Origin of the sequence: Aquabacterium parvum, from assembly GCF_001447195.1 — a bacterium.
Lineage (GTDB): Bacteria > Pseudomonadota > Gammaproteobacteria > Burkholderiales > Burkholderiaceae_C > Aquabacterium > Aquabacterium parvum.
Genome location: NZ_LFRI01000516.1, coordinates 189,874 through 213,718, shown reverse-complemented (window position 1 = coordinate 213,718; position 23,845 = coordinate 189,874). Strand labels below are relative to the sequence as shown.

Sequence of the window (23,845 nt, the reverse complement as noted above, 5' to 3'; positions counted from 1 at the left end):
CCCAATTGCGCCACTACAAAGCATTCATGCAGTTGCCACTACAAAACTTCCGCAAAAATGTGCATAAGTCGTTGATTCACATGGAAACGGCTTCACCAAAAATGCGAAATCGGCATTTTGGTGTCGAACTCGGGTGCTCAGCAATGCGTTGAAATACAGCGCCAAGGTGGCATCACCTCGCATCGAATTTGGTTGCATGCCCGCCACGAATCCCCCGGTGTATTTCGTGCGGGACAACGGCGCCGGGTTTGACATGCAGCATGCCGACAAATTGTTCGGCATGTTCCAGCGCCTTCACAGCGCCAAGGATTTCGAAGGCACCGGGGTCGGTCTGGCGGGCGTGCGCCACATCATCCGCCGCCACGGTGGGCGGATTTGGGCCGAGGCTCAATTGGGGCAGGGGGCCTGCTTCTATTTCACGCTGACCGATCGGCTCGACAGCACAGCCCTGCCGGGCTGACGCTCAGATCGAGCCCAGGCCGGCGAGCACTTCCTGCGCGTTGATCAGCCGCTCGCCCAGCGCGGCGGTGGTGCAGCCCTCTTGTCGGGCCTGTTGCTGCAAACGCTCAAGTGCCTGGCGGCGGGTGAGCGAATACCGGTGCATCACAATGCCAACGGCCAGCGCGATGGTGTCGGTGAGCGGGTCAACGGCTGCGGGCGCTGCCGGCGCTGCGGCGGGCGCCGAGGCAGGCTGGGCCGCAGTGGCCACCGCTTGGGGCGGCTGCTGGTTCGGACGGTTGGCGAAGGCGGCTTCGACCGCGGGCACGATCTGCTGGATGTCCAGCGGCTTGACCAGGTAGGTCAGGGCGCCAAGCGCCTTGACTTGCTTGATGGTCGCCTCGTCGGCGAAAGCCGACAGGAACATGAAGGGGATCTGGCAGTACTCGCGCAGGTAGGCGGCGACGTCGAAGCCGGATTTGCCTTCCATGCGGATGTCGAGCAGGGCCAACTCGGGCTTGTGCTGACGCGCCAGCAGGATGGCGTCATCGCCGTTGTCCGCGTCGATGACTTCGTAGCCCGCCTGGGAGAGGCCATGGGTGAGCGTGGCCAGCACCAGCCGGTCATCGTCCACCACCAGGATCTTGCCTTTTTGATTCACGCGCAGCCTCTCGAGCGCACCAGCGATCTGATCACCAGGGGGTCCGCCTCCCTGGAACATGGAGCAAGTCTACCGCGCGGCGGACGCGCCCTCATTGTGGCCACAGCGCGATCTGGTGGCCAGCGGGCTCTCCCGCGATCAAAGGGGGTGGCTGCACGACGAGGAGGATGCCTGGCGGCGTGAGGTCCAACCGGGTCAGCACTTCGCCCTGGTCTTGTGTCAACGCCAGCTTGGCGCTGCGGCGTGGCAGCAGCGCCCGCACCAGGCCCAGGCCGGACACGCCACCTGGCACGCGATCGATGTTGAAGCCCTCGGGCAACTGGCCCGGGCTGCGGATGTCGATGCGCACGCCCGCCTCGCTCGACTGCAGCAGGCATCGGATGGCTTGCTGGCCAGGGCCGTGCTTGTGGGCGTTGGTCAGCAACTCGTTGAGGCTCAGCGCAATCGGGATGGACTCGGCCTCGGGCAATTGCCAGTCGCCAGCGCTGGGGCCTTCGAGCTCGAGCTGGATGGGGCGCCCGAAGGTGCGTTGCACCGATTGCGCAATGGCTTCGACCACGGATTTGAGTCGCAGCGGACCGCCCGTGCCGACCTGCAGCCCGTACACCTGGGCGATGGCCTGAACCTGTCCGACCACCTCGGAGATGGCCGAGGCGACCTCGGGCTTGCGCGCAGCGATCTGCTGGAGCAAGCCCGCCACGCCCTGCAGGTTGTTTTTGATGCGATGGTGCACTTCCTTGACCAGCATCTCGCGCTGAGCGATGGCGGCTTCCAGGCGCGCCTGCTCGGCTGCCCGTTGCTCGGTGATGTCCGAGGCCACCAGCAGGATCTGATCGGCCGCTTCGCCATCGGCGTTCAGCGGCAGGTAGTTGACGTCCCAGATCTGGTTGCCGTTGCGGGCGGCAACCACGTGTTCCTTGTGGCGGGACTTGCCGCTGTCGAGCGCGGCTTGCAACTCGGTGCACAGCTGGCGTCCGCGTTCGGCCGGGAAGGCAGCCTCCAAGGGCTGGCCAATGACCTTGGATGGGTCTTGCCCCATGAACAGCGCGCTGGCCTGGTTGGCCTGCAGCAGGGTCAGGTGGTGCGCGTCGATCAGCTGGATGGCCATGGGCGCCATGGCGATGATGCGCTGCAGGGTGGCTTGCGCCTCGGCGGTCTCGGCTTCGGCCTGGCGACGGCGGTCGATGTCGAGCAGGGCGTAGGTGGCCTGGCGCTGGCCGAGCTCGTCGAGCGTGACCACGGCGTTGCCCACCACCCAGAACACCCGTCCGTCTCGCCCCATCACCTGGCACTCGAAGGTGTGCGATTGGCCGTCCTCCAGGCCATCGAGGTAGTCGGTCAGCCGGAAGGGGTGGTCGAGGTCGGTGGTGGCCACGGTGCTCAGGGGCTGGCCCACGAAGTCGGCGAGGTCACCTGCGAACATGCGACGTGCGGAGCGGTTCATCCAGGCGATGCCGTGGGTGTCGATGGTGACGATGCCCACGAACACCGAGTCGAGGATGGCGCGGGTGCGGTCGGCCTGCAGGGTCAGGTTCCACTCCGCGCGGTGGCGGGCATCGACGTTGACAAAGGAGGCAATGAAGCCTTCTTCCGGGCGCGCTGGGTTGACCAGGCGCATGGCGACCTCGGCCCACAGGCCTTGCAGGCTGCCTTGCCCTGCGTTTTGTCCTGCTGTTGCGTGCACGCGCAATGCGCGCTCGCCCTGCCAATGGCCCAGGCTGCGCAGCACGCTGGTCACGTCGGCCTCGGTGTTGAGGTCGAGTTCGGGGGCGTACAGGGTCTGCAGGGCGCGACCGGTGAGGTCGGCATCGGGCTCGCCGATGAGGTCGGACAGGGCCGGGTTGGCGCGCTGGATGTGGCCGTCGCGCACGAAGGCGATGCCCACGCCCGAGAGCGAGAACATGAGGTCGCGGTCACGACCGAGCGATTCGAGCTGGGCCTGCTGCTGCCGAGCGCGGGTGATGTCCGAGAGCACCACGATGAGCTCCAGCGGCTCGGCCGACTCACCGATGCGCCTGACGGACAGGGCGTACCAGCGTGTGTTATGCCCTGGCAGGACGATCTCGATGTCGGTCTCGTGCTGGCTGTGCTCTTGCACCTGCCGGGCAGCCTGGGTGACCGCTCGCTCGATGCGCGGGTCGGCGCCCAGCAGCACGGACAGGCTTTGGCCGGGCAGAGAGCCCGGAGGCAGCCCCAGCATGCGTTCGAAGCGCCGGTTGCAGCGCACCAGCACGTCGTCCCGGAGGTAGGCGATGCCGGCTGGCGTGCTTTCCAGGATGGTGCTGAGTTCGTGCAAGAGCACGGCCTGGTCGGGCAGCGGGTCGGCGTCCGCGTCGGAGGCGATGCGGATGCCAGGCGAGTCAAGGGGCTCGTTGCCTGGGGCTTCGCGGATGGCACACAGGTACTGGCGGGGCTGCTCCGGCGATGGGTTGGCGACCGTCCAGACCTGACTGTGCAGGCTCACCAGGTCGGCCTGGCCGCGTGACTGGTGCACCCGAGATTGCAGGGGCGCGTCTTCGGGACCCAGGGCCAGCAGGGTCAGCGGAGAGTCCCAGCCGCAAAGGCGTTGCAAGGCTGAAGCGCCTTCTGCCAGGTTGCTGCCAGGCAGGGTGGCGTAGCCCAGCAGGGCGCTGAGCGCCGAGTTGGCGCGCAGCACGCGGCCGTGTTCGTTGAATTCGATCAGGGCCAGGGGCACGAGGTCGAACCAGGCGTCGTCGGCGGACAGCATTGGTGCCATGGCTGTCTTTCCTGTGGTCGGTGTGCAGTTGGGCGAGGGGGTGGGGCGCAAGCGGCGCTGGCGAGGTGGTGGGCCTCAGCCGGGCTGGCCAGCGCTCGGGCCTTCGCTGGGTGCGACGCTGACCCCAGGCAGCTTGCCGCTGTAGTCCTTGGGCAGCCTGGACAGGCCAGCGGCCATCTGGCGAGCCATGGCCTTGTACAGGCCCGAGACTTTGCCCTCTGGCTCGGCCACCAGGGTGGGACGGCCGCTGTCGGCCTGTTCGCGGATGCCCAGGTCCAGCGGCATCGAGCCCAGCAGGGGAACGCTGCAGGTTTCGGCCAGGCGCTTGCCGCCGTCCTGGCCGAAGATGTGTGCCTCGTGGCCGCAGTTCGGACAGCAGTAGGTGGCCATGTTTTCGACGATGCCCAGCACCGGCACCGACACCTTTTCGAACATCTGCAAGCCCTTCTTGGCATCGAGCAGTGCGATGTCTTGCGGCGTGGTGACGATGATGGCCGCCGTGATGGGCGCGCGCTGGCTCAGGCTCAGGTGGATGTCGCCGGTGCCCGGGGGCATGTCGACGATGAGGTAATCGAGCGGCTCACCGGGGGCGCCCCAGTTGCTCAGTCGCAGCATCTGGTCGAAGGCCTGGGTGGCCATGGGGCCGCGCCAGATGGCCGGTGCCTGACCCTCGATCAGCAGGCCGATGGACATGGTCTGCAGGCCGTGGTTGATGGGGGGGGTGATGGTCTTGCCATCGGGGCTGTCGGGTTTGCCGGACAGGCCCAGCATCAGGGGCTGGCTGGGGCCATAGATGTCGGCGTCGAGCATGCCCACGCGAGCGCCTTCGGCCGCCAGGGCCAGGGCCAGGTTGACGGCGGTGGTGCTCTTGCCCACGCCACCCTTGCCAGAGGCCACGGCGACCAGGTTTTTCACGCCAGCCAGCAGGGCCTGACCGCGCATGGCCTGGTGGGCGACGATGTCGGTGGACCAGTTGACCGCGACCTCGCGGATGCCTTCGACCTGACGGAGCGCGGCCTCGATCAGGCTGGTGTAGGCGGGCCATTGCGAACGCGCGGGGTACCCCAGGGCGATGTCGAGTTCCGCTCGCCCGTTGGACACGCTGAGCCTGCGCACGCGACGGCTCGACACCCAGTCCTGGCCTGTCAGCGGATCGGGCAATTGACGCAAAGCGTCGAGGGCAGCGGATTCGAGGGGCGAGGAAACAGCGGTCATGCGATGGAAGCGGGCAAACAGGCGGTGGGAGCTCGGGGCTCGATCGGGGCGTTCAGTCTAGCCCGGATCGCCCCAGGAGAAGGCCTTCGGTCAGGGCCTTCCTCCATGCGGGTGAGTGGGGCGGCCCCGGCAGCCTAAAATCCCCTCCTTGCGATCGCCATCTCCTCACACCATGCCCCGCCAGCTCTTCGTCACCACCGCGCTGCCTTACGCCAACGGTCACTTCCACATCGGCCACATCATGGAGTACATCCAGGCCGACATCTGGGTGCGGTTCCAGCGCATGCAGGGCCATCAGGTGCACTTCGTGGGAGCCGACGACGCCCATGGCGCGCCGATCATGATCGCCGCCCAGAAGGTGAACAAGACGCCGCAGCAGTTCGTGGCCGACATCGCTGCAGGCCGCAAGCCTTACCTCGACGGCTTTCACATCAGCTTCGATCACTGGTCGAGCACCGACAGCCCCGAGAACCACGAGCTGGCCCAAAGCATTTACCGCGAGCTCAAGGCCCAGGGCCTGATCGACGTGCGCCCGGTCGAGCAATTCTTCGACCCCGAAAAGGGCATGTTCCTGGCCGACCGATTCATCAAGGGCGAGTGCCCCAAGTGCGCGGCCAAGGACCAATATGGCGACTCGTGCGAGGTGTGCGGCGCCGTCTACGCGCCCACCGAGCTCAAGAACCCGTATTCGTCGCTCTCGGGTGCCACGCCCGTGCTCAAGACCTCCGACCACTACTTCTTCAAGCTGTCCGATCAGCGCTGCCTGGGCTTCCTGGAGCAGTGGACGCAGGACGGCAAGCTGCAGCCCGCCGTCAGCAAGAAGATCAAGGAGTGGTTCACCAAAGACGAAAACGGTGAGGGCGGCCTGGGCGACTGGGACATCAGCCGCGACGCGCCTTATTTCGGCATCGAGATCCCCGACGCCCCGGGTAAATACTTCTACGTGTGGCTGGATGCGCCCATCGGCTACCTGGCCTCGCTCAAGAGCTACTTCGCGGCCGGCGGCCCCAAGGCCAGGTACGGCGAGGCCCGCAGCTTCGATGAGTTCATGGCCGACCCCGCCGTGGAGCAGGTGCACTTCATCGGCAAGGACATCACCTACTTCCACACCCTGTTCTGGCCGGCCATGCTCAAGTTCAGCGGCCGCAAGCTGCCGAACCAGGTGAACGTGCATGGCTTCATGACCGTCAACAACGGCGAGAAGATGTCCAAGAGCCGCGGCACGGGCCTCGATCCGCTCAAGTACCTCAGCCTGGGCATGAACCCCGAGTGGCTGCGTTACTACATCGCCGCCAAGCTCAACGCCAACGTCGAGGACATCGATTTCAACAAGGACGACTTCGTGGCCCGGGTCAACTCCGACCTGGTGGGCAAGTTCGTCAACATCGCCAGCCGCGCGGCGGGTTTCCTGGCCAAGCGCTTTGAAGGCAAGTTGGCGCCTTGCGCGGAGTTCGAGCGAGGTTACAACGCTGGTTCAGTCGCGAAGCCGGACGAGCCGGTTGGTGCCGGCGGCGTTGGCTCTGACGAGGCGCGTTTGGGATTCGATCTTGCCGCTCGGCGAGGCGAAGTTCTTGGACTGTTCGAGGCACGGGAGTTTGGTAAAGCGCTGCGTTCCATCATGCTGATGGCAGATCTGGTGAACGAGTACGTGGACGCCAACAAGCCCTGGGAGTTGGCCAAGCAGGAAGGCGCTGACGCGCGCCTGCAAGAGGTCTGCACCGTGTGCATCGAGGCCTTCCGCCTGCTGAGCATCTACCTCAAGCCGGTGCTGCCGGCCGTGGCCGCTCACGTCGAGGCCTTCTTGAGAGTCGAGCCGCTGACCTTCTCCGACGTCGGCCGACTGCTGGGCGAACACACCATTGGCGCCTACCAGCACCTGATGCAGCGCGTCGATGTGAAGATGCTCGATGCCCTCTTCGAAGCACCGCCGGCCCCGGTGGCCGAGGCGCCCAAGCCCGGTGGCGAAGACATCGCTGAAACCATCACCATCGACGACTTCGTCAAGGTGGACCTGCGCATCGCGAAAATCGTCAACGCCGAGCACGTCGACGGCAGCACCAAGCTGCTGCGCCTGACGCTGGACGTGGGCGAGGGACGCCACCGCAATGTGTTCAGTGGCATCAAGGAGGCCTACCAGCCTGAGCAGCTGATCGGCAAGCTCACTGTGCTGGTGGCCAACCTGGCGCCGCGCAAGATGAAGTTCGGCGTCAGCGAGGGCATGGTGCTGGCCGCCTCGCACACCGACGAGAAGGCCAACCCGGGCGTGTACGTGCTCGAGCCCTTCCCAGGCGCCGAGCCGGGCATGCGCATCCGCTGAGGGCAGGTGCCGTTGACCCCGCACGACCCTTGCTGTGCAATCGGGGCTGATGGAACGCCCTGACCCACAACAACTGAGAAGCGCCGGCACGAACCTGCGCGCCTGGCTGGCCCAATTGCCACTGGCGCCGTTTCGGCCGCGCCTGCTCGACGCGCTGCAAGGATACGACCGCCATCGCCTGCTGACCGACTGCAGCGCGGGCCTGACGGTGGGCATCGTGGCCCTGCCGCTGGCCATGGCCTTTGCCATCGCCTCGGGCGTGAAACCGGAGTCGGGCTTGTTCACGGCCATCATTGCCGGCTTCCTGATCTCGGCCCTGGGCGGCTCGCACGTTCAGATCGGCGGGCCAGCCGGGGCCTTCATCGTCATCGTCTACGGCATCGTCGAGCGTTACGGTCTGGCCAACCTGCTGATCTCGACCGTGCTGGCGGGTGGGCTGCTGTTCCTCATGGGCTGGTTCAGGCTGGGCGCACTGGTGCGCTACATCCCGGTGAGCATCGTCATTGGCTTCACCAATGGCATCGCGGTCTTGATCGCCCTGTCGCAACTCAAGGACCTGCTGGGGCTCGACCCTTCCCACATGCCGGCTGATTTCGTGGGGCAGTTGCGCACGTTGTGGGCACATGCCGATCAGGTCAACCCCTTGTCGGTGGGCATGGGGCTGGCGGCGCTGGCGCTGGTGACCCTCTGGCCGCGCGCTTTTGCCAAAGACGGCTTGGCGCCGCCGGCCTGGCAGTCGTCCAGGGCCTTTCGCGTGGTGGCTCGCTTGCCAGGGCCCATTGTCGCCATCATCCTGTTTGGCGCTGCCACGGCCTGGCTGTCGCTGCCGGTGGCCACCATTGGCAGCCGATTTGGCGGCATCCCTCATGGGCTTCCCGATTTTGTCTGGCCGGAGTTCAGTTGGGAGGGCATGCGCCAGCTGTTCATCCCCACGGTGACCATCGCCTTGTTGGGCGCCATCGAGTCGCTGCTTTGTGCGCGCGTGGCCGACAACCTGACCGAACTGCCGCGCCACGACCCCAACCAGGAGCTGATGGCACAAGGCGTGGCCAACGTGGTCACGCCATTTTTCGGCGGCATCCCGGCCACGGGCACCATCGCCCGCACGGTCACCAACGTGCGCTCGGGCGCGACCTCGCCGGTGGCGGGCATGGTGCACGCGCTGGTGCTGCTGTTGATCGTGCTGGTGGCCGCCCCGCTGGCGGTGCACGTGCCGCTGCCGGTGCTGGCGGGCATCCTGCTGTCGGTGGCCTGGAACATGGGCGAGTGGCAGGCCTTTGCTCACCTCAAGCAGTACCACTACACCTACCGCACCATCCTGGTGGGCACCTTCTTGCTGACGGTGATTTTCGACCTGACGGTGGCGGTGGAGGTGGGGCTGGTGCTGGCCTGCCTGTTCTTCATCTACCGCATGAGCACGCTGTTTCGCGTCGAAGTCAGCGAGTTGCCGGGCCTCGCGCCGGGCTTGGCGTCGGGTGAGGTGCCTGGGCAGGTTCGGCTGTGCCGCTTGTATGGTTCGCTGTTCTTTGGTGCGGTGGGCAAGGTGGAAGACCTGCCTGAGCAGCTGCCGCCGGCCACGAGGGTGGTGGTGCTGGAGACGTCGCGGCTGATCTCGATGGACACCTCGGGCCTGGACGCCCTGGTGCAATTGCAGCGCACGCTGGCGCGCAAGCAGATCAGGCTGATGTTGTGCGGGCTCAACGAGCAGCCGCTGAGCCTGACGCACCGCAGCGGCCGCGACGCAGACACCTTTGGCGCGGAAAACGTGCTTCCCGACCTGGCTGCGGTGCAGGCGGCCTTGGCACAGCAGGCCGTTGGTGGCGCTACCACGTCACCCACGGTGACCATTCAGCGCTGAAGCCTCAAGTCCAAGGGTTCACCAGGGGGCGGTGCAGCGGGCCCATTGGCGCAGCGCCCGGCGGGCCTGGGTGCGGGTGCGCAGGCGCCGGCCCAGCAGCCATCCTGCGGCGAACAAGGCGCGCGGATCCAGGGCCGAGGCGGCCTGGTAGCGCGCCCGTGCCACCGTTTCATCCTGCAGCCGGCCTAAAGCGGCGATGGCTTCGGTTTGCGCCCGCTCGAAGGACGAAGGCACCCGTGCCGCCGTGAACAGGTGGATGATGTCGCGCAGGTTGCGCAATCGGCGGCGCAAGCGGTGGGCGTCTTCGTCGCTCAGGCGCTGGTGCTCGCGGACGTGGCGGCGCATCACCCGGTGCTGGCGGTGCAGGTGGGTGTGCAGCCAGGGCTCGAACGGCAGGCGGGCCTCGCCGTCGTCTTCGCCGGATCGCACCAGGGCGGTCAGCAGGCACAGGCACAGCTCGGTGGCTTGAGGGCCGCGGGCCAGGTCGGCGGCCGATGCGGGCAGGTCGATCGGGCGCGGCGCTGGCGGGATCGGCACGCTGGGGCCGCCGGCTTCCTGCAGCTGTGAAGAGATCCAGCTCAGGGCTTCGTCGTCGCGCCAGTGACCGAGTTGGCGGACCAGCAAGTTGGCGCGCGAGATGACCTCGACGGGCCAGGCCTGGGAGGTGTGGCTCATCAGTTGGGCAAAAGCCTTCAGGCGCCGCAGGCCGCGCCGCCACTCGTAGGCGATCTCGCTGCCTTCGCCCGAGGGAAGGGTGGCGAGTTCGCTCATGTTGGCGCTCAGGTGGGCCAGGCAGGCCTCGAGGCCGGCGCGCCAGGCCTGATCGAGGCTGGCGCCCTCTCGCACCTTGGCGGCTTGAGGTGACGTCACCTGCGGGGGGGCGTGGGCACCTTGACGCTCGCCTGCAGGCACGGTCGCTGCCAGTCGCGCCAGGCGGTCGCCCCGGTGGGCCTTGGTCTGCGTGTCCAGCCACAGGCCGAAGCGGTGCACCCAGTCCTGACCGGCCAGGATGACGGCCTGCGGGTGGCCGCTGAGCAGCTCGATTTCAAGCTCTCTCACGGGCTCTTGCAGGGGCCCAGCCAGGATGGCGCCCTCGTCCAGCGCCAGCTCGACCACGCCTGCGTGGGGCGTGCCTTCGGCAACCTTCAAGCGGGCGCGGGTGCGACGCATGTCGGTGCGGTAGAGCTCGACGAGGGCGCAGCGCTCGCCGCGCGGGTCGGCATCGGGTTGCCAGCCCAGGCTGTGGACCAGGGCCTGGCGGGCGACTTCGCTGTGGCGACCCAGGTCGGGGCGCAGCGCCTGGCCATCGGCTGGGGCTTGCGCGGGCTGGTTGTCTTCCACCCGCACCATGGTGTGGCTGCCGGCGGCCTTGAGCGTCTGCACCCACTCGTCGCCTTCGCGGCGCACGCGCAGGGCAGATCGGGCCTGGGCCAGCTTGCGGTCGGTGGTGTCGAAGTAGGCGGCCTGCAGGATCAGCGGGGCGGCCAGGTCGGCGCCCAGGCGGCCGAGTTCGGCGCGCACGGCGGCCAGGCGCTCGGCCGGGATCTGGAATTTGAGCTCGATTTCGTGCATGGCGCGCATTGTCGAGCCGCATTGGGGCCGGGATGTGTCAGCCTCCCTTAAAATGGCGGGTTGTTCCCCCTTCGATGTGACGCCCACCATGCCGCTCTTCTGGAAGCCCTACAAGTCCGACGCGACCCAGTTCATCGACAGCCTCAAGCAGCGCGACCCGCAGCTCGAAGAGCGTCAGCGCCAAGGCCGCAACCTGCTGTGGGACCGCCCGCAAGACCGCCAGGCCCAGCAGGACTTCAACGAGTCCCGCGTGGCCCAGCAGGCTTACGTCTACCACACCAAGGGCTGACGCCCCATGCAGGTCACCGGGCTTGACGAGGCCGATGCCGAGCCCTCGGCCGTCCTCGACGAGCACGGCCAGCCCCAGGTCGTCGACCACGTGGCCGTGGCGCGCCTGTACGGCGAGCCCCTGTTCGACCTGCCCACGGACCTCTACATCCCTCCGGATGCGCTCGAGGTCTTCCTGGAAGCCTTCCAGGGTCCGCTGGACTTGCTGCTCTACCTGATCCGCAAGCAGAACTTCAACATCCTCGACATCCCGCTGGCCGACCTCACGCGCCAGTACCTGGCCTACGTCGAGCAGATCCGCAAGAGCAACCTCGAGCTGGCCTCGGAGTACCTCTTGATGGCGGCGATGCTGATTGAGATCAAGTCGCGCATGCTGCTGCCGCCCAAGAAGGTCGAGGGCAGCGATGAGCCGGAAGACCCGCGTGCCGAGCTGGTGCGTCGCCTGATCGAGTACGAGCAGATGAAGCTGGCAGGCGCCCGCCTGGATCAGCTGCCCCTGCTGGGCCGGGATTTCCTGCGCGTGCAGGTGCACTCCGACCCGTCCATCGTCGTGCGGCATCCCGACGTCACGCTGGTGGACCTTCGCGAAGCCTGGCTGGACATCCTCAAGCGCGCCAAGCTGCACACCCACCACACCATCACGCGCGAAGAGCTGTCGGTGCGCGAGCACATGAGCATCGTGTTGCGTGGACTGCAGGGCAAGCGCTTTGTCGAGTTCGAAAACCTCTTCGACGTCACGCGCGGTGCGCCTGTCATGGTGGTGACCTTCATTGCGATGCTCGAGCTGGCGCGTGAGCGCCTCATCGAGATCACGCAGGCCGAGGCCTTTGCGCCGGTGTACGTGCGCCTGGCCTACGAGCCTGCCGCCGCTTGAAACAAGCGGTGGGCGCGTGCCTCAGCGCTCCAGTCGGATCAGCCTGCCGCCATCGCCATCGGTCAGCAGGTAAAGCCAGCCGTCCGGTCCCATGCGCACATCGCGGATGCGGCCGATGCGGCCCTTGAGCAAGGGCTCCCGATCGACGATGCGGTTGCCGTCCAGTGTCATGCGCCAGACGGCTTCACCCTTGAGCGAGCCACTGAACAGCTGACCTTCCCACCCTGGGTAGCGCTTGCCTGTGTTGAAGGCCAGGCCGCTGGGTGCGATCGACCAAGGCACCCAGGTCGTCAGAGGGGGCTCGAAGTCGGGTGCGTGGCGCCCACCGTTGACGCGGCATGACTCCGTTGGCAGGCTGCCATAGGGGCAGCCATCGCTCGCCAGCGGCCAGCCGTGGTTGCGACCAGGCAGCACGCGGTTGACCTCGTCACCACCTTGGGGCCCATGTTCCGTGATCCAGAGCTCGCCCGTGGCAGGGTGAAGCGCGGCCCCCTGCGGGTTGCGATGGCCGATGCTCCAAAGCTCCGGCAAGGCGCCAGCGCCGGCAAAGCGGGGGTTGTCGTTGGGGATGCCGCTATCGCGCTGGATGCGCACGACCTTGCCAAGTGCCGAGGCCACGTTCTGTGCGTGATCGCGCCCCGGTTTCGAAGGCTGGTCCTTCTGGCGCTCACCCAGGGTGATGAACAGCGTCTTGTCCCGTGCGAACACCAGGCGCGAGCCGAAGTGCCCGCTGCCTTCGACCTTGGGCCTTTGGCGGTAGATCACCTCGACCTGAGCCATGCGGCCGTCCTTGATCTGACCGCGCGCGACGGCCGTGCCGCTGAGCCGCGCCTCCGGGCCTGTGCCTGCTTCGCTGTAGCTCCAGTAGACCCAGGGCTGATTCGTGTAATCGGGGTCCAGCGCGACGTCGAGCAGGCCACCTTGGCCTTCGTCGCGAACAGGTGGCAAACCTTCGATCACTTGGGGCGCTTGTTGCCCCGTCAGCGCGACCAGGCGCATGCGGCCGCCTTTTTCCGTGATCAGCGCTTTGCCATCGGGCAGGAAGGTCAGGCCCCAGGGGTGGTCGAGGTCGCGTGCAACGGTGACCACCTTGAGGCCATCCAGGAGACGGGCTTGCACCTCAGAGACGCTGCCGCAACTGCCGGTGAGTGCACACCCCATGGCCGCAGCGAGCAGGGCCGTGGTGACAACGATGGGGATGGTGAAAAAGCGTCGAATCATGGCGGAGGGATGCAGGACAGCTGTGGCGCCAGGGATGTCCGAATCATAGGCGGATCGGACACATGACGCTGGCGTCAGCGTGGTGACGTTCACCACCTTAGAATCGGCGCCACTTGCGGCAGAGGTCAGCCACCATGGCGCCCACCTTCGCACCCGCGAAGCCGCACCCGCCGAGGAGACATGAGATGAACACCGCCGTCGAGTCCGCCCGCAAACCCGTGACGCTGCACCGCCTGCGCGAGATGCACACCAAGGGCGAGAAGATCACCATGCTCACGGCTTATGACGCCACCTTCGCGCGCCTGGTCGATGAGGCCGGTGTCGATTGCATCCTGGTGGGCGACTCGCTGGGCATGCTCGTGCAGGGGCACAGCAGCACCGTGCCCGTGAGCATCGACGAGATGGCCTATCACACGCGCTGCGTGGTGCGGGGCAACCGCACGGCATGGGTCATCGGCGACCTGCCCTTTGGCAGTTACCAAGAGAGTCGCGAACAGGCCTTGCGCAGCAGCGTGGCCTTGATGCAGGCCGGCGCACACATGGTCAAGCTCGAAGGCGGTGGCTGGACGGCCGAGACCGTGCACTTCCTGACCGAGCGCGGCATACCCGTGTGTGCCCACCTGGGCCTGACTCCGCAAAGCGTGCACGCGCTGGGCGGCTACCGCATCCAGGGCCGCGACCAGGCCGGCGCGGACACGATGCGTCGCCACGCCAAGGAACTGACTGAAGCCGGCGCCGCCATGATGGTGCTCGAGCTCATGCCTTCTGCCGTGGCCGCCCAGGTGCAGGCCGACAACCCGGGTTTGATGACGATCGGCATCGGCGCGGGCAGCGCCACGGCCGGCCAGGTGCTGGTGCTGCACGACATGCTGCATTTCACGCGTGGCAAGCTGCCGCGCTTCGTGCGCAACTTCGCCGCCGAAGGTGGCACGGCCGATGACGCCGTGCGCCGCTACGTGGCCGCCGTCAAGGATGGCAGCTTCCCCGATGAAGCCGTGCACAGCTACTGATCTCCTGAGTCACCGATGAAAACCATTCACACCATCGCCGATTTGCGTGCCGAGCTGGACCGCGCCCCGTCGCGCCCTGCCTTCGTGCCCACCATGGGCAATTTGCACGACGGACACCTGGCGCTGATTCGCCAGGCCCGCGAGCGCGTGGCCGGCAGCGGCAGCCCCGTGGTGGCCAGCATCTTCGTCAACCGCCTGCAGTTCGGCCCCAACGAAGACTTCGACCGTTACCCGCGCACCCTGGCTCGCGATGCGGAGTTGCTGGCCGGTGCGGGCTGTGACATCTTGTTTGCGCCTGCGGAAGACGAGCTCTACCCTGAGCCCCAGGGTTACAAGGTGCTGCCGCCCGACGAGCTGGCCAACATCCTCGAAGGCGCGTTCCGGCCAGGCTTTTTCACAGGCGTTTGCACCGTGGTGCACAAGCTGTTCAACATCGTGCAGCCGCGCCTGGCCGTCTTCGGCAAGAAGGACTACCAGCAGCTGATGGTGATCCGCCGCATGGTGGCGCAGATGGGGCTGCCCATCGAGATCGTGGGCGGTGAGACCTTGCGTTCAGCCGAAGGGCTGGCGCTGTCGTCGCGCAACGGCTACCTGAGCGACGCCGAGCGCGCCGAGGCCTTGGCGCTGATCGGCCTGCTGCGCGGCATCCAGTCGCAGGCCCGAGGCGCGGCCTCGCTCACGCCCGAGTTGCTCGCGCAGTGGGAACAGTCCGCCATGGACAGCTTGCGCTCGCGTGGCTGGGCACCTGATTACGTGATGGTGCGCCGCCAGAAGGACCTGCACCCCGCCACGGCGCAAGAGTTGGCGCAAGGGCTGGTGGCCGCACCATTGGTCACGCTGGTGGCGGCCAAGCTGGGTACCACCCGCTTGATCGACAACCTGGAAGTGTGATTGGCGCCGTGGTCGGCGCCGTGATCGCTGCACTCGATGCGTTGGTGGTGACGACGCTGCCAGCGTGAACATGGGTTAATGCGCCGGCGGGCCCAGCCGGCCAGACTGCGGACTCCCATTTTGAACAGGAGTCACGCATGCCTTCCCTTGCCATCAACCAACCACCCCTTGAAGGTGCCAGGCCCCCGGCTTCAACCGGGGTCGATGCCTTGGCCACCGCGCCCTCGCTCACACTGATGCGAGCCTTCGCCGCAGCCAGCGCCCTTTGCCTGCTGGCCATGCTGAGCTTGTCGTGGGCCACGGGCCTGAACGTGCAGCACTTCGAGCGCGTTTCGTCGCCGTCTTTCTGGGCCGAGTCTTTCCTGGCCCATGCCCAGCACCTGCGGTGGCTGACCGTGTTCGACGACGTGTTCATCGCGTGTTACGTGGCGACCACGCTGCTGCTGGTGCAGCGCTTGCGAGCCCGCGCGCCGGCCGCAGCGCGCATCCACGCGCTCGGGCCATGGGTCGTCGGCATGGCTGTGGCCGTTGGCCTGCTGGACGCCATCGAGAACCACCACGTGCTCAGCCTGCTGCACGCGGTCGAGCAAGGCCAGGCCATCGGCCACGACACCATGGTGTCGCGTGAATGGCTGAGTTCGGTGAAGTGGTTGGTGGGCCACGTGGCCTTTTGCCTCTTGGGCGTGGCGCTGTGGTTCGACGCCTTGCCCTGGCGGCTGTTTCGCATCAGTTTGATCGCCTGGCAGTTGCCGGTGGGGGCCGCAGCGCTGGCCCTGGCGGCGACACCGGGTGTGGGCGAGGCGCTGGGCTGGCTCAAGCTGATCAACGTGATGGGGGGCTTCCTGGCGCTGGCAACCCTGCCTTGGCCTGCCCCGTCGATTTCGACGTCCTCAGTCGACTCAGGTGCACGGGCGTGACGCCCACATAAGAAGCGATGTCACGCTGCGAGAACACCTGCTCCAGCGTGGGCCAGCGCGCCAGCGTGGCGTGCAAGCGAGCGGCGGCGTCCATTGCCAGCAGTTCGTATTCGCGCTCGACCTTCATCATGTAGAGCCGCTCGGCCACGCGCCAGCCAAAGCGCGTCCAGGCCGGACGGCTCTCCTGCCAGCGGCGAACGTCGGTCCAGGGCAGGGTGAGCAGCACCGTGGGCGCTGCTGCCTCGATCCACACCTTGGAGACATCGCCACTGATGAGGTCCGAGAGCGAGCCGGCGAACCAGCCGGGCAGGCTGAAGCCCTTGGTGCGCTCCCCCCCGTCGGCCAGCACGTAGTGTTCACGCAGGCCACCTGACACCACGAAGCCCACCAGGCTGGCCTGCTCGCCTGCGCGCAACAGGGCCTGGCCCTTGTCCAGGCTCAAGCGCTGACAAAGCGCGGCGGCGTCGGCAAGGTCTTCATCGTTCAAGGGCGACAGCGCGTTCATGCCGGTGACGAAGGCCTGCCACTCGGCTGCGGGGATGTGGGCAGGAGCGGCGCTCACAGCGTCTCCAGGAAGGCAACGACATCGGCTTCGGCGCGGGTTCGCTTCATGGGCGGCAGGCTTTGCCAGATTCGGCGGCCGTAGGGCTTGTCGATCAGGCGCGTGTCGCAGATCATGAGCACGCCACGGTCGGTCTCCGAGCGGATGAGGCGGCCAGCACCTTGCTTGAGCGCGATGATGGCCTGGGGCACCTGGTGCGACATGAAGGCGTTGCCGCCGGCCTGGGTGAGCATCTCCAGGCGTTTGGCCAGCACCGGGTCGTCGGGCGGTGCAAAGGGAAGCTTGTCGATGACCACCAGCGTGAGCGCATCGCCCTTGACGTCGATGCCTTCCCAGAAGCTGTGGCTGCCCACGAGCACCGCGTTGCCGGTGCGTCGGAAGTCGTCGAGCAGGGTAGGGCGGGGCGCTTCGCCTTGCTGCAGCACTGGGAACGGATCGCCTGCGGCCAGGAAGGCCTGCTTGAGGCGCTCGGCTGCGCGGGCCACGGCGCGCAGGCTGGTGCACAACACGAACGCACGACCCCGGTTGGCCCGGATGAGTGGCAGGGCGGCGTCCACCACGGCATCCGTGTGCGTGGGGTCGTTGGGCAGTGGCAGGCCGGCGGGCACGTACAGCATGGCCTGCGAGGGGTAGTCGTAGGGGCTGGCCCACGAGGCGCAGGCGGCGTCTTCCAGGCCCAGCGCTTCGGTGAAGTGGCGGAAGTCGTTCTTGACGGCGAGCGTGGCCGACGTGAAAACCCAGGCGCGGCGGGGGGGCGCTTGTGGCTTTTCCTGCTCGGTGTCTGGGGCATCGGCTCGACCAGACATCAGCGCTTGCAGGTCGTGTTCTTCATCGTCGTCCTCGCTGACTTCGTCCGCTGATGCCGTCGTCTCGGCCTTGGCGAACGCGTCGACGAATTCGGCCTCGTCGTTGGGCGATGAGGCATCGAGTCCGAGGCGCTGGCGGCGGAACACATCGGCCACCGAGATGGGCGTGCGGTGAAGCTGCACGCCATGGCTGGCCACGTCGATCCAGCACAGCTCAGGCTCGTGGGCGCGCTCAGGCGCACCCCATGCCTTGAGGCGCTGAATCAGGTCGTTGCAGCGGCGGTGCAGGTTGGCGAGGTCCGGGCCGCGCTGGGCCGCTTCCTCGAGCACCTCGCGCAGGGCCAGCAGCTTGTCCTGCAGCTCGGCCAGCGTGGGCATGAGCAGGTTGTCCGGGCTGAGTTGCGGCAGTGACAAGCGTTGCAACTGCGGGCCGAAGCACAGGCGCAGGTCGCGTGCGGCGCGCTCGACCGGCGCCAGGATGTCGTTCCACTTGGCCGCGTCGCGGGCCTGCGCCTGGCCGATGGCGAGCGTGTCGCGCACCAGGTCGAGCACCTGCGCGGTGGACACCGTCTCGCCAAAGAACAGCGTGGCCGTGTCGGGCAACTGGTGGGCTTCGTCGAAGACGATGGTCTGGGCGTTGGGCAGCAGCTCGGGCACGCCTTCTTCGCGCAGCATCAGGTCGGCAAAGAAGAGGTGGTGGTTGACCACGACGACGTCGGCGTCCTGCGCTTCGCGGCGCGCCTTGACGACGAAGCAGTCGGCGTAGCGGGGGCAGTCGCTGCCCAGACAGTTCTCGCGCGTGGACGTGACCCGTGCCCAGATCGGGGCGTGCTCGGGCACGCTGGTGCACTCGGCCTTGTCGCCCGTGCTGCTCAGCGGCGCGAAGCGGTTGATGGCCGATAGGTCTCGCACTTCCTGCTTGCTGCTCAGCAGGGTGGCGTCCTGGTTGCTGCGGTCAAGGTGGTGCCAGCACAGGTAGTTGCTGCGACCCTTGAGCAGGGCCACCTTGACGGGGAGCCCCAAGGCGTCGCGCACAGCGGGCAGGTCGCGGTGAAAGAGCTGGTCCTGCAGGGCCTTGGTGCCGGTCGAGACGATGACCTTGCCGCCTTCGACCAGGGCTGGCACGAGGTAGGCCGCCGTCTTGCCGACGCCGGTGCCCGCTTCGAGCACGACGGTGCTGGCGTCGCGGATGGCGGCTTGCACAGCCTGAGCCATCTCGATTTGTTCGCGGCGTTCGCAGTAGCCGTCGAACGCCCGGGCCAGGGGGCCGGTGGCAGAGAAAAGGTGGGGGAGTTCGTTGGGGTCCATGGTCGCGCGCTCAGCCTGACATTGTCATGTCAACGCGGCGACTCCCAAGGTCGCCACGCGCATTTCCCCTGGTAGTGGGCCCCTGAGCGGGTGTCTGGGGCTGGATGCTGCGCAGCTGGAGCGGGACATGGTGCCCTGGGCGCCTCTTCGCTTCGCCTTCACAGCCCTTGCTGCACCAAAGGCGCCGAGAGCGCAGCGCGCAGCGTCTCCATGCAGCCCTGCCGGTGGGCACGGTCTTCTGCGCTGCGGCCTGGCGCTTGTTGCAACAGGTTCAGCAGGCTTTGGGCGGCGGTGCGTTGGGCTGCGCGCACGTCGGCGCGTGCGCTGGCCGGGCGCAACACCGAGGCGGCCAGGCGCAGGGTGTGCTCGCGCTGGAGGTTGCGTTGCCAGCTCGCTGCGCTGGCCTCAAGGGATGAGGCAGACGACCAGACGCTGTCTTGCAGGCGTTGCAGCAGCTCTTGCGGCAGCAGCGGCCGCGTCTCGCGGTCCTGCGTGCGATCTCGGTTGTCCAGCAGCCTCTCGGCCAGGCCATCGGCCATCAACTGGTTCAGCACCGAGCGTTGAACCTGCAGCTGCTGATCGGCGATGGACACATCGGGTTTGCCGATCGAGCCGAAGTCGCTGGGGCCCCAGTCGAGCGTGTCCGGGCCCAGGCGGCGCATCAACGCAGAGGGGACGCGCAAAGGCTGCGGACGCAGCCAACTCTGCAGCAACAAGGCAAGCGCCTCGCGTTGCTGCGCGGCAGGCAGTGGGTCGATGGCATCGGCCTTGGCCTCAGGCCCTTGGCGGCGGATCACCACCCCGCCCACTTGCCGGATCAGAACTTGCGCACCCCGCGCCGATTCCCGCAACGCGTGCGCCAGGGCCCGGCGTGGCCGGTCCACGTCGTCCAGGGGCGTGGCAGTGCGTCGTTCGGTGCGGTCGATGAGGTCCTGCGCCAGCGCGAACCGGTTGCGCGCGAAGGCGAGGGGGTCGTCGCCGAGGTCGAAGGTCAGGGCCTGTGGGTCGATGCCCAGGGCCTCGTCCTCGTCGCTGCCGTAGGCCAAAGCCCTGCTCCATCGAGGGTCGGCGCTGCGCCGCGCGATGTCGCGCAGCTGGCGTTCGGCTTCTGCGTTGGACTCGGGCAGCTCGCCGTAGCCGTATTCGATGGCCCAGAAATCGTAGGGGCCGAGTGTCGTCTGAAAAGGTGCGCCACCACTTTGGCCAGGCGGCGGCAGGTTGACGGCGGCGTAGTCCATCACCGAGGCGCTGTTGCCTTCGCGCGTGGTCAGTGCCTTGTCCAGCAGTTGGGCGGTGCTGCGCCAGCGCGAGGCCCGGAAGTTGTGCCGCAGGCCCAAGGCGTGTCCCACCTCGTGCATGACGACATCCTTGAGATAAGCGTGCACGAATGCCTGCACCTCGGGGCTGTCGGGGTCGACTGGGCGGTCGGCCTCGGCCAGGCTCAGCCAGGTGCCCAGCTGCTCGGCGGCGTGCAAGCCGTGTTCGCAGGCGTCGCCTGCATGGTGTTGCGCGCTGGCTGGCGAGGCCGAGGCGTCATCGCCATCGTCGGCCATGAACTGACTGCGCAGTTGCCGCATGCCACGCACGGTCAGGCTTTCGATGGCGATGTCGGCGTCGAGGATCTCGCCGCTGCGTGGGTCGACGTGGCTGGGGCCGATCGCGCCGAACTGCGCTTGCGCGTTGGTCATCCAGCGGATGGAGGCGCGGCCGGTGGCCAGGTTGTCGGCCGATTGCTCGGGCGTGGCCTGGCGCACTTCGATGGCGTCCTGGTAGCCAATGGCGTCAAACGCCAGGTTCCAGGCCAGCACACCCTCGCGAATGGTGGCGCGGTAAGCCTCGGGGATGCTGGCGTCGAGCCAGAACACAATGGGCTGGACGGGCTTGGAGCGTGCGGCGGCTGGGTCCTGCTTTTGAAGGCGCCAGCGGCTGATGTACTGCTTGCGCGGTGTGCGCGAAAGGTCGTCCGTGAAGTCCACCACGGTGGTCGAGAAGTAGCCCACGCGTGCGTCGGCGGGGCGCTTGCGCATGGGCTGCTCGGGCAGGGCGCTCAGGCTGTGGTGAACCTGCACGAACAGGCTGCGCGGGTCAGGCAGGGTGCGGGGCAGGGCGGGCGCCGGCATGCCGGGTGCTGCGGAGCCGGGCGAGGTGTTGATGGACGCGGTGGCGAAATGCTGTTGCACCTCGAACACCGTTGTGCCGTCCACCTGCCGGGCCTGGACGACCTGAGACTGGCGCGCGTCGAAAGCGTGACCCTGTCGGTACTGGCGCTGCAGGTGCGCGCCGATGCCCAGCCAGTCGTTGAGCCACAGGGCCGACGCATCAACGAGCACGGCACCGGTGGCCGGGTCGGCGGCGCTGGCCAGGGGCGCTGCGACGATGAGGCTGGGAGAGAAGGCGGCCTCCACCGCACGGGCCTGTGGCGTGCCGGCCGCGGCGGTGTAGCTGGCGTTCACGGCAAGCAATTGCACTTGCTGCTGCACGCGCCGAAACGTCACCCACTGCGGCCGACCGACCTGGGCCCAGCGGCTTTGCATCAGGCCGCCGAGCACGCCACCCTCGCCAATGCCGCTGGCGATTTTGGGCGACAGGAACAAGGGCTGACCGATCAGCTTGGCCGGGATCTCGACCCACACCTTGTCCTGCTTGCGCCAGATGGGCAGCAGGCCAGGGCTGCGCGTGGCACCTCGGGTCAGGGATTCGAAGCTCGCAGGCGCACCCGACGGCGACGGGGGCGTGGCGGCCGCTGCAGCTGGGGTTGGGGTTGGGGCTGGTGTCGCGTTGCCCGAAGGCTGAGGCGATGTGGCGCAGGCGCTCAGGGCCAGCAGCGCAATCAGGCTGGGCAGCCACCAGGGCTGGGCGCGACGTGGGTTCAAGGGCGCGATGTCGGGGCTGCGATGGCTCATCTTCAAACCATAACACCGGGCGGGTAAGTGGATTGGCGCCAACAGAAAGGCCGGCGTGTCGTTGGACAGCGCCGGCCTTTCAGGGGGACTCAGGCCATCACGGCCGAGCTCATTGGGGCGGGTGAGGCAGCCAATCCACCAGCGGAGCCAGGACCGGGAAGTCTTGCACCGCCAACGGGCCGAAGGCGACCAGGCTCAGGCCGACGCTCATCACGATGAGCGGCAGGATCCAGCGCTCGTAGCGACGGAAGAAGCCCAGGTGACGCACCTCGGCATCGGCGCTCGAGACCTCGTCTTCGCCGATGACCTGGCGGGTCAGGAGCTGGTTCAGCGCCACGGGCGGTGTCAGGTAACCCAGCTCGAAAGCCACCAGCACCATCATCCAGAAGTGCAGCGGGTCGATGCCGTTGGCGTAGGCCACCGGCGCCAGCGTGCCGGACACCAGCACGGCCGCGCCGAAGGGGTCCATCACCATGCCCAGGAACACCATCACCAGCACCAGGAACACCATCGCCGTCCAGTGGCTGTCGAAGACCTGTGGGAACAGGTGCATGACGTCCGAACGCTCGATGACACCACCGATGGCCAGCGACAGCATCATCAAGCTGAGCAGTGCACCCACGTGGCTGATGGTCTCGGTGGTGGCGTAGCGCACCGACTTCTCGACACCTTCCTGGCGGTGGCTGGCATAGTCGGGCGTGAGCTCGCTCTTGCCCTTGTTGAGCACCTTGTCGAAGACGAGGATCAGCATCAGCATCACCGGCACGATGGTCGGGGCCGTGATCTCGTTGAGCTTGGTGTCCAGACCGAACTCGTAGATGAACACGATGACCACGGCCACGGCTGCGTAGGGCAGCACGGGCACCATCTTGGCGAACATGGCCGGGATGGCCACGCGTGGCGACTCGATGGCGGCGCGCTCGGTGCGCAGCAGTTGCGAGACGATGAAGAACAGCGTCGAGGTGGACAGGAAGACGTAGAAGCCCCAGTGGTAAAGGCCGTTGGTGGTCACCTGCTTGTTGAGCGCCGCGATCAGCACGATGAGCAGGCAAGGGCGCAGCACCACGCCCAGCGAGCCCGACATGGCGGTGGCCGCCAGGGCGAACTGTTTGGTGCCGCCGGATGCACGGATCTCGTGGTAGATCACGCCGCCGGCTGCGATCACGAAGATGCCCGAAGCACCGGTGTAGGCCGTGCCGTACGAGGCGCCGATCAGGATGAGGTAGGTCAGCAGCTGTGGCGACAGGTTCCAGGGACGGATGACGTCCAGCACCAGGTCGACGATGCGGCTTTGCTTGAGCAGCATGCCCGCCCAGATGAACAGCGCCAGGTTCATGAAGATGCTGGGCAGGGCCATCATCTGGCTGATGTAGATCGCCAGACCGGCTTCGTGACCTTCGATCAGGAAGTACACGCCAGCGATGATGGCCATGTTGGCGTACAGCGGCACCGACAGCAGGGCCGTGCCCCAGTCACCCTCGCCATTGGGCGACTTGGGCATGCGCACCACGCGCCACAGGTTGATCAGCAGCAGGACGCTGAACAGCCCGATCCAGACGAAGTGCAGGATCTCGCCCTCGATGGCGCCCCCGCTGGCTTGCAGGATCTGGTAGTAGCGAACGCAAGACAGCAGCAGCAGACCGCAGGCGGCGACCTGGGACCAGGTCTGGGCGATGTAGTCCCGCGTGTAGTGACCGGTGCGGATGCCGATGTGGTGAAAGCCCAGCGTGGTGGTGATGGCCGAGATGGCCACCATCAGCAGCAGGATCAGCGGGCGGTTCTCGGTGCCGATCTGGAACAGACCGAAGAAGCTGGTTTCGATCGTGCGATAGATCTTGACCTGCGGCGTCTGACGCTCGGCGACTTTGGTGTAGAGCTCGTGCTTGAGGCGGCAGATCTCGCGCGCCTGCTCGATGGACTTGCGCATCATGGCCGGGTCGGCCGCGGGCTTGTCACCGAACAGGTCGTCGATGTCGTCACCGCCACCCGACGGGGCTGCGGACTGGCGAGCCAGCTCGGCGTCGATGTCGACGTTGGCGTCGCACTCGGGCTTGGTCGGCTCGGCGCGCAGCATGAAGTACTGGACCTGGGCCGAGGGGTCGCCAAACATGGATTCGCCCAGGCGCAGCAGCTGGCCGTGCACCATTTCACCGGTGCCGATGATCAGGGTCAGGAGCAGCAGGATGAAGACGGGCAGGCTGGAGAGCCACTCCATGGGGCTGCGGCCCAGGAGAGAACGAGATGCAGGAGTGTTCATGGGGAGCTGG

17 protein-coding genes are annotated in these 23,845 nt (G+C 67.1%); 8 read left to right on the top strand and 9 right to left on the bottom strand.

Annotated features, from left to right (window positions below; translation table 11 throughout):
• Window positions 1-133: 133 nt before the first annotated feature.
• On the top strand, window positions 134-460 hold the full coding sequence (locus tag ABG80_RS19405; RefSeq protein ID WP_200964350.1) for a sensor histidine kinase: 327 nt from the start codon (window positions 134-136) through the stop codon (window positions 458-460).
• A 3-nt stretch (window positions 461-463) separates the two neighbouring features.
• Here ABG80_RS19405 and ABG80_RS19400 read toward each other — a convergent pair whose 3' ends face one another.
• From ABG80_RS19400 to apbC, 3 genes are all read right to left on the bottom strand, one after another.
• Entirely contained in the window at window positions 464-1,099 is a 636-nt protein-coding gene (locus tag ABG80_RS19400; protein WP_058089221.1) for a response regulator, read from the bottom strand.
• A gap of 91 nt (window positions 1,100-1,190) precedes the next feature.
• Window positions 1,191-3,836, bottom strand: a complete 2,646-nt coding sequence (locus tag ABG80_RS19395; RefSeq protein WP_083506296.1) for a PAS domain-containing sensor histidine kinase — start codon at window positions 3,834-3,836, stop codon at window positions 1,191-1,193.
• Between the two features lie 75 nt (window positions 3,837-3,911).
• Window positions 3,912-5,051: an iron-sulfur cluster carrier protein ApbC gene (apbC, locus tag ABG80_RS19390; protein WP_058089190.1), complete on the bottom strand. Its 1,140-nt coding sequence runs from the start codon at window positions 5,049-5,051 to the stop codon at window positions 3,912-3,914.
• Between the two features lie 172 nt (window positions 5,052-5,223).
• On the opposite strand from apbC, the gene metG reads away from it, so the two are divergent.
• Together metG and ABG80_RS19380 are read left to right on the top strand one after the other, a co-directional pair.
• Entirely contained in the window at window positions 5,224-7,368 is a 2,145-nt protein-coding gene (gene metG, locus ABG80_RS19385; RefSeq protein ID WP_058089189.1) for a methionine--tRNA ligase, read from the top strand.
• 49 nt (window positions 7,369-7,417) lie between these two features.
• Complete coding sequence (locus ABG80_RS19380) at window positions 7,418-9,226, top strand: SulP family inorganic anion transporter (protein ID WP_083506295.1); 1,809 nt, start codon at window positions 7,418-7,420, stop codon at window positions 9,224-9,226.
• A gap of 18 nt (window positions 9,227-9,244) precedes the next feature.
• Here the strand turns inward: ABG80_RS19380 and ABG80_RS19375 are convergent, their stop codons facing one another.
• Window positions 9,245-10,798 carry a CYTH domain-containing protein gene (locus ABG80_RS19375; RefSeq protein ID WP_160322609.1) on the bottom strand — a complete coding sequence of 518 codons (1,554 nt, stop codon included), beginning with the start codon at window positions 10,796-10,798 and terminating at the stop codon, window positions 9,245-9,247.
• 88 nt (window positions 10,799-10,886) lie between these two features.
• Between ABG80_RS19375 and ABG80_RS19370 the strand changes: the two genes are divergently transcribed.
• Entirely contained in the window at window positions 10,887-11,087 is a 201-nt protein-coding gene (locus ABG80_RS19370; protein WP_058089219.1) for a DUF3460 family protein, read from the top strand.
• 6 nt (window positions 11,088-11,093) lie between these two features.
• Window positions 11,094-11,960 (top strand): segregation and condensation protein A, encoded by an 867-nt coding sequence (locus ABG80_RS19365; protein ID WP_058089187.1) that lies wholly within the window; start codon window positions 11,094-11,096, stop codon window positions 11,958-11,960.
• Window positions 11,961-11,981: 21 nt separating this feature from the next.
• Here ABG80_RS19365 and ABG80_RS19360 read toward each other — a convergent pair whose 3' ends face one another.
• A complete protein-coding gene (locus ABG80_RS19360) occupies window positions 11,982-13,181 on the bottom strand; it encodes a PQQ-dependent sugar dehydrogenase (RefSeq protein ID WP_083506293.1) in 1,200 nt (399 codons plus the stop codon).
• Between the two features lie 185 nt (window positions 13,182-13,366).
• Between ABG80_RS19360 and panB the strand changes: the two genes are divergently transcribed.
• The 3 genes from panB to ABG80_RS19345 all read left to right on the top strand — a co-directional run bounded on the left by panB (window position 13,367) and on the right by ABG80_RS19345 (window position 15,999).
• A complete protein-coding gene (panB, locus tag ABG80_RS19355) occupies window positions 13,367-14,191 on the top strand; it encodes a 3-methyl-2-oxobutanoate hydroxymethyltransferase (RefSeq protein ID WP_058089186.1) in 825 nt (274 codons plus the stop codon).
• Between the two features lie 15 nt (window positions 14,192-14,206).
• Entirely contained in the window at window positions 14,207-15,082 is an 876-nt protein-coding gene (gene panC, locus ABG80_RS19350; protein ID WP_058089185.1) for a pantoate--beta-alanine ligase, read from the top strand.
• A 137-nt stretch (window positions 15,083-15,219) separates the two neighbouring features.
• Window positions 15,220-15,999, top strand: coding sequence for a hypothetical protein (locus ABG80_RS19345; protein WP_058089184.1), 780 nt, complete (start codon window positions 15,220-15,222; stop codon window positions 15,997-15,999).
• Here the strand turns inward: ABG80_RS19345 and ABG80_RS22180 are convergent.
• From ABG80_RS22180 to ABG80_RS19330, 4 genes are all read right to left on the bottom strand, one after another.
• Window positions 15,905-16,561: a Crp/Fnr family transcriptional regulator gene (locus ABG80_RS22180; RefSeq protein WP_152987753.1), complete on the bottom strand. Its 657-nt coding sequence runs from the start codon at window positions 16,559-16,561 to the stop codon at window positions 15,905-15,907. The two genes, ABG80_RS19345 and ABG80_RS22180, sit on opposite strands and share 95 nt — an antisense overlap.
• A complete protein-coding gene (locus ABG80_RS19340; protein WP_058089183.1) occupies window positions 16,558-18,675 on the bottom strand; it encodes an ATP-dependent DNA helicase in 2,118 nt (705 codons plus the stop codon). The genes ABG80_RS22180 and ABG80_RS19340 overlap by 4 nt, the downstream gene beginning before the upstream one ends.
• A 158-nt stretch (window positions 18,676-18,833) precedes the next feature.
• Window positions 18,834-21,578, bottom strand: coding sequence for a zinc-dependent metalloprotease (locus tag ABG80_RS19335; protein WP_058089182.1), 2,745 nt, complete (start codon window positions 21,576-21,578; stop codon window positions 18,834-18,836).
• Window positions 21,579-21,687: 109 nt separating this feature from the next.
• Window positions 21,688-23,835 (bottom strand): TRAP transporter large permease subunit, encoded by a 2,148-nt coding sequence (locus tag ABG80_RS19330; RefSeq protein ID WP_083506291.1) that lies wholly within the window; start codon window positions 23,833-23,835, stop codon window positions 21,688-21,690.
• Window positions 23,836-23,845: the final 10 nt, after the last annotated feature.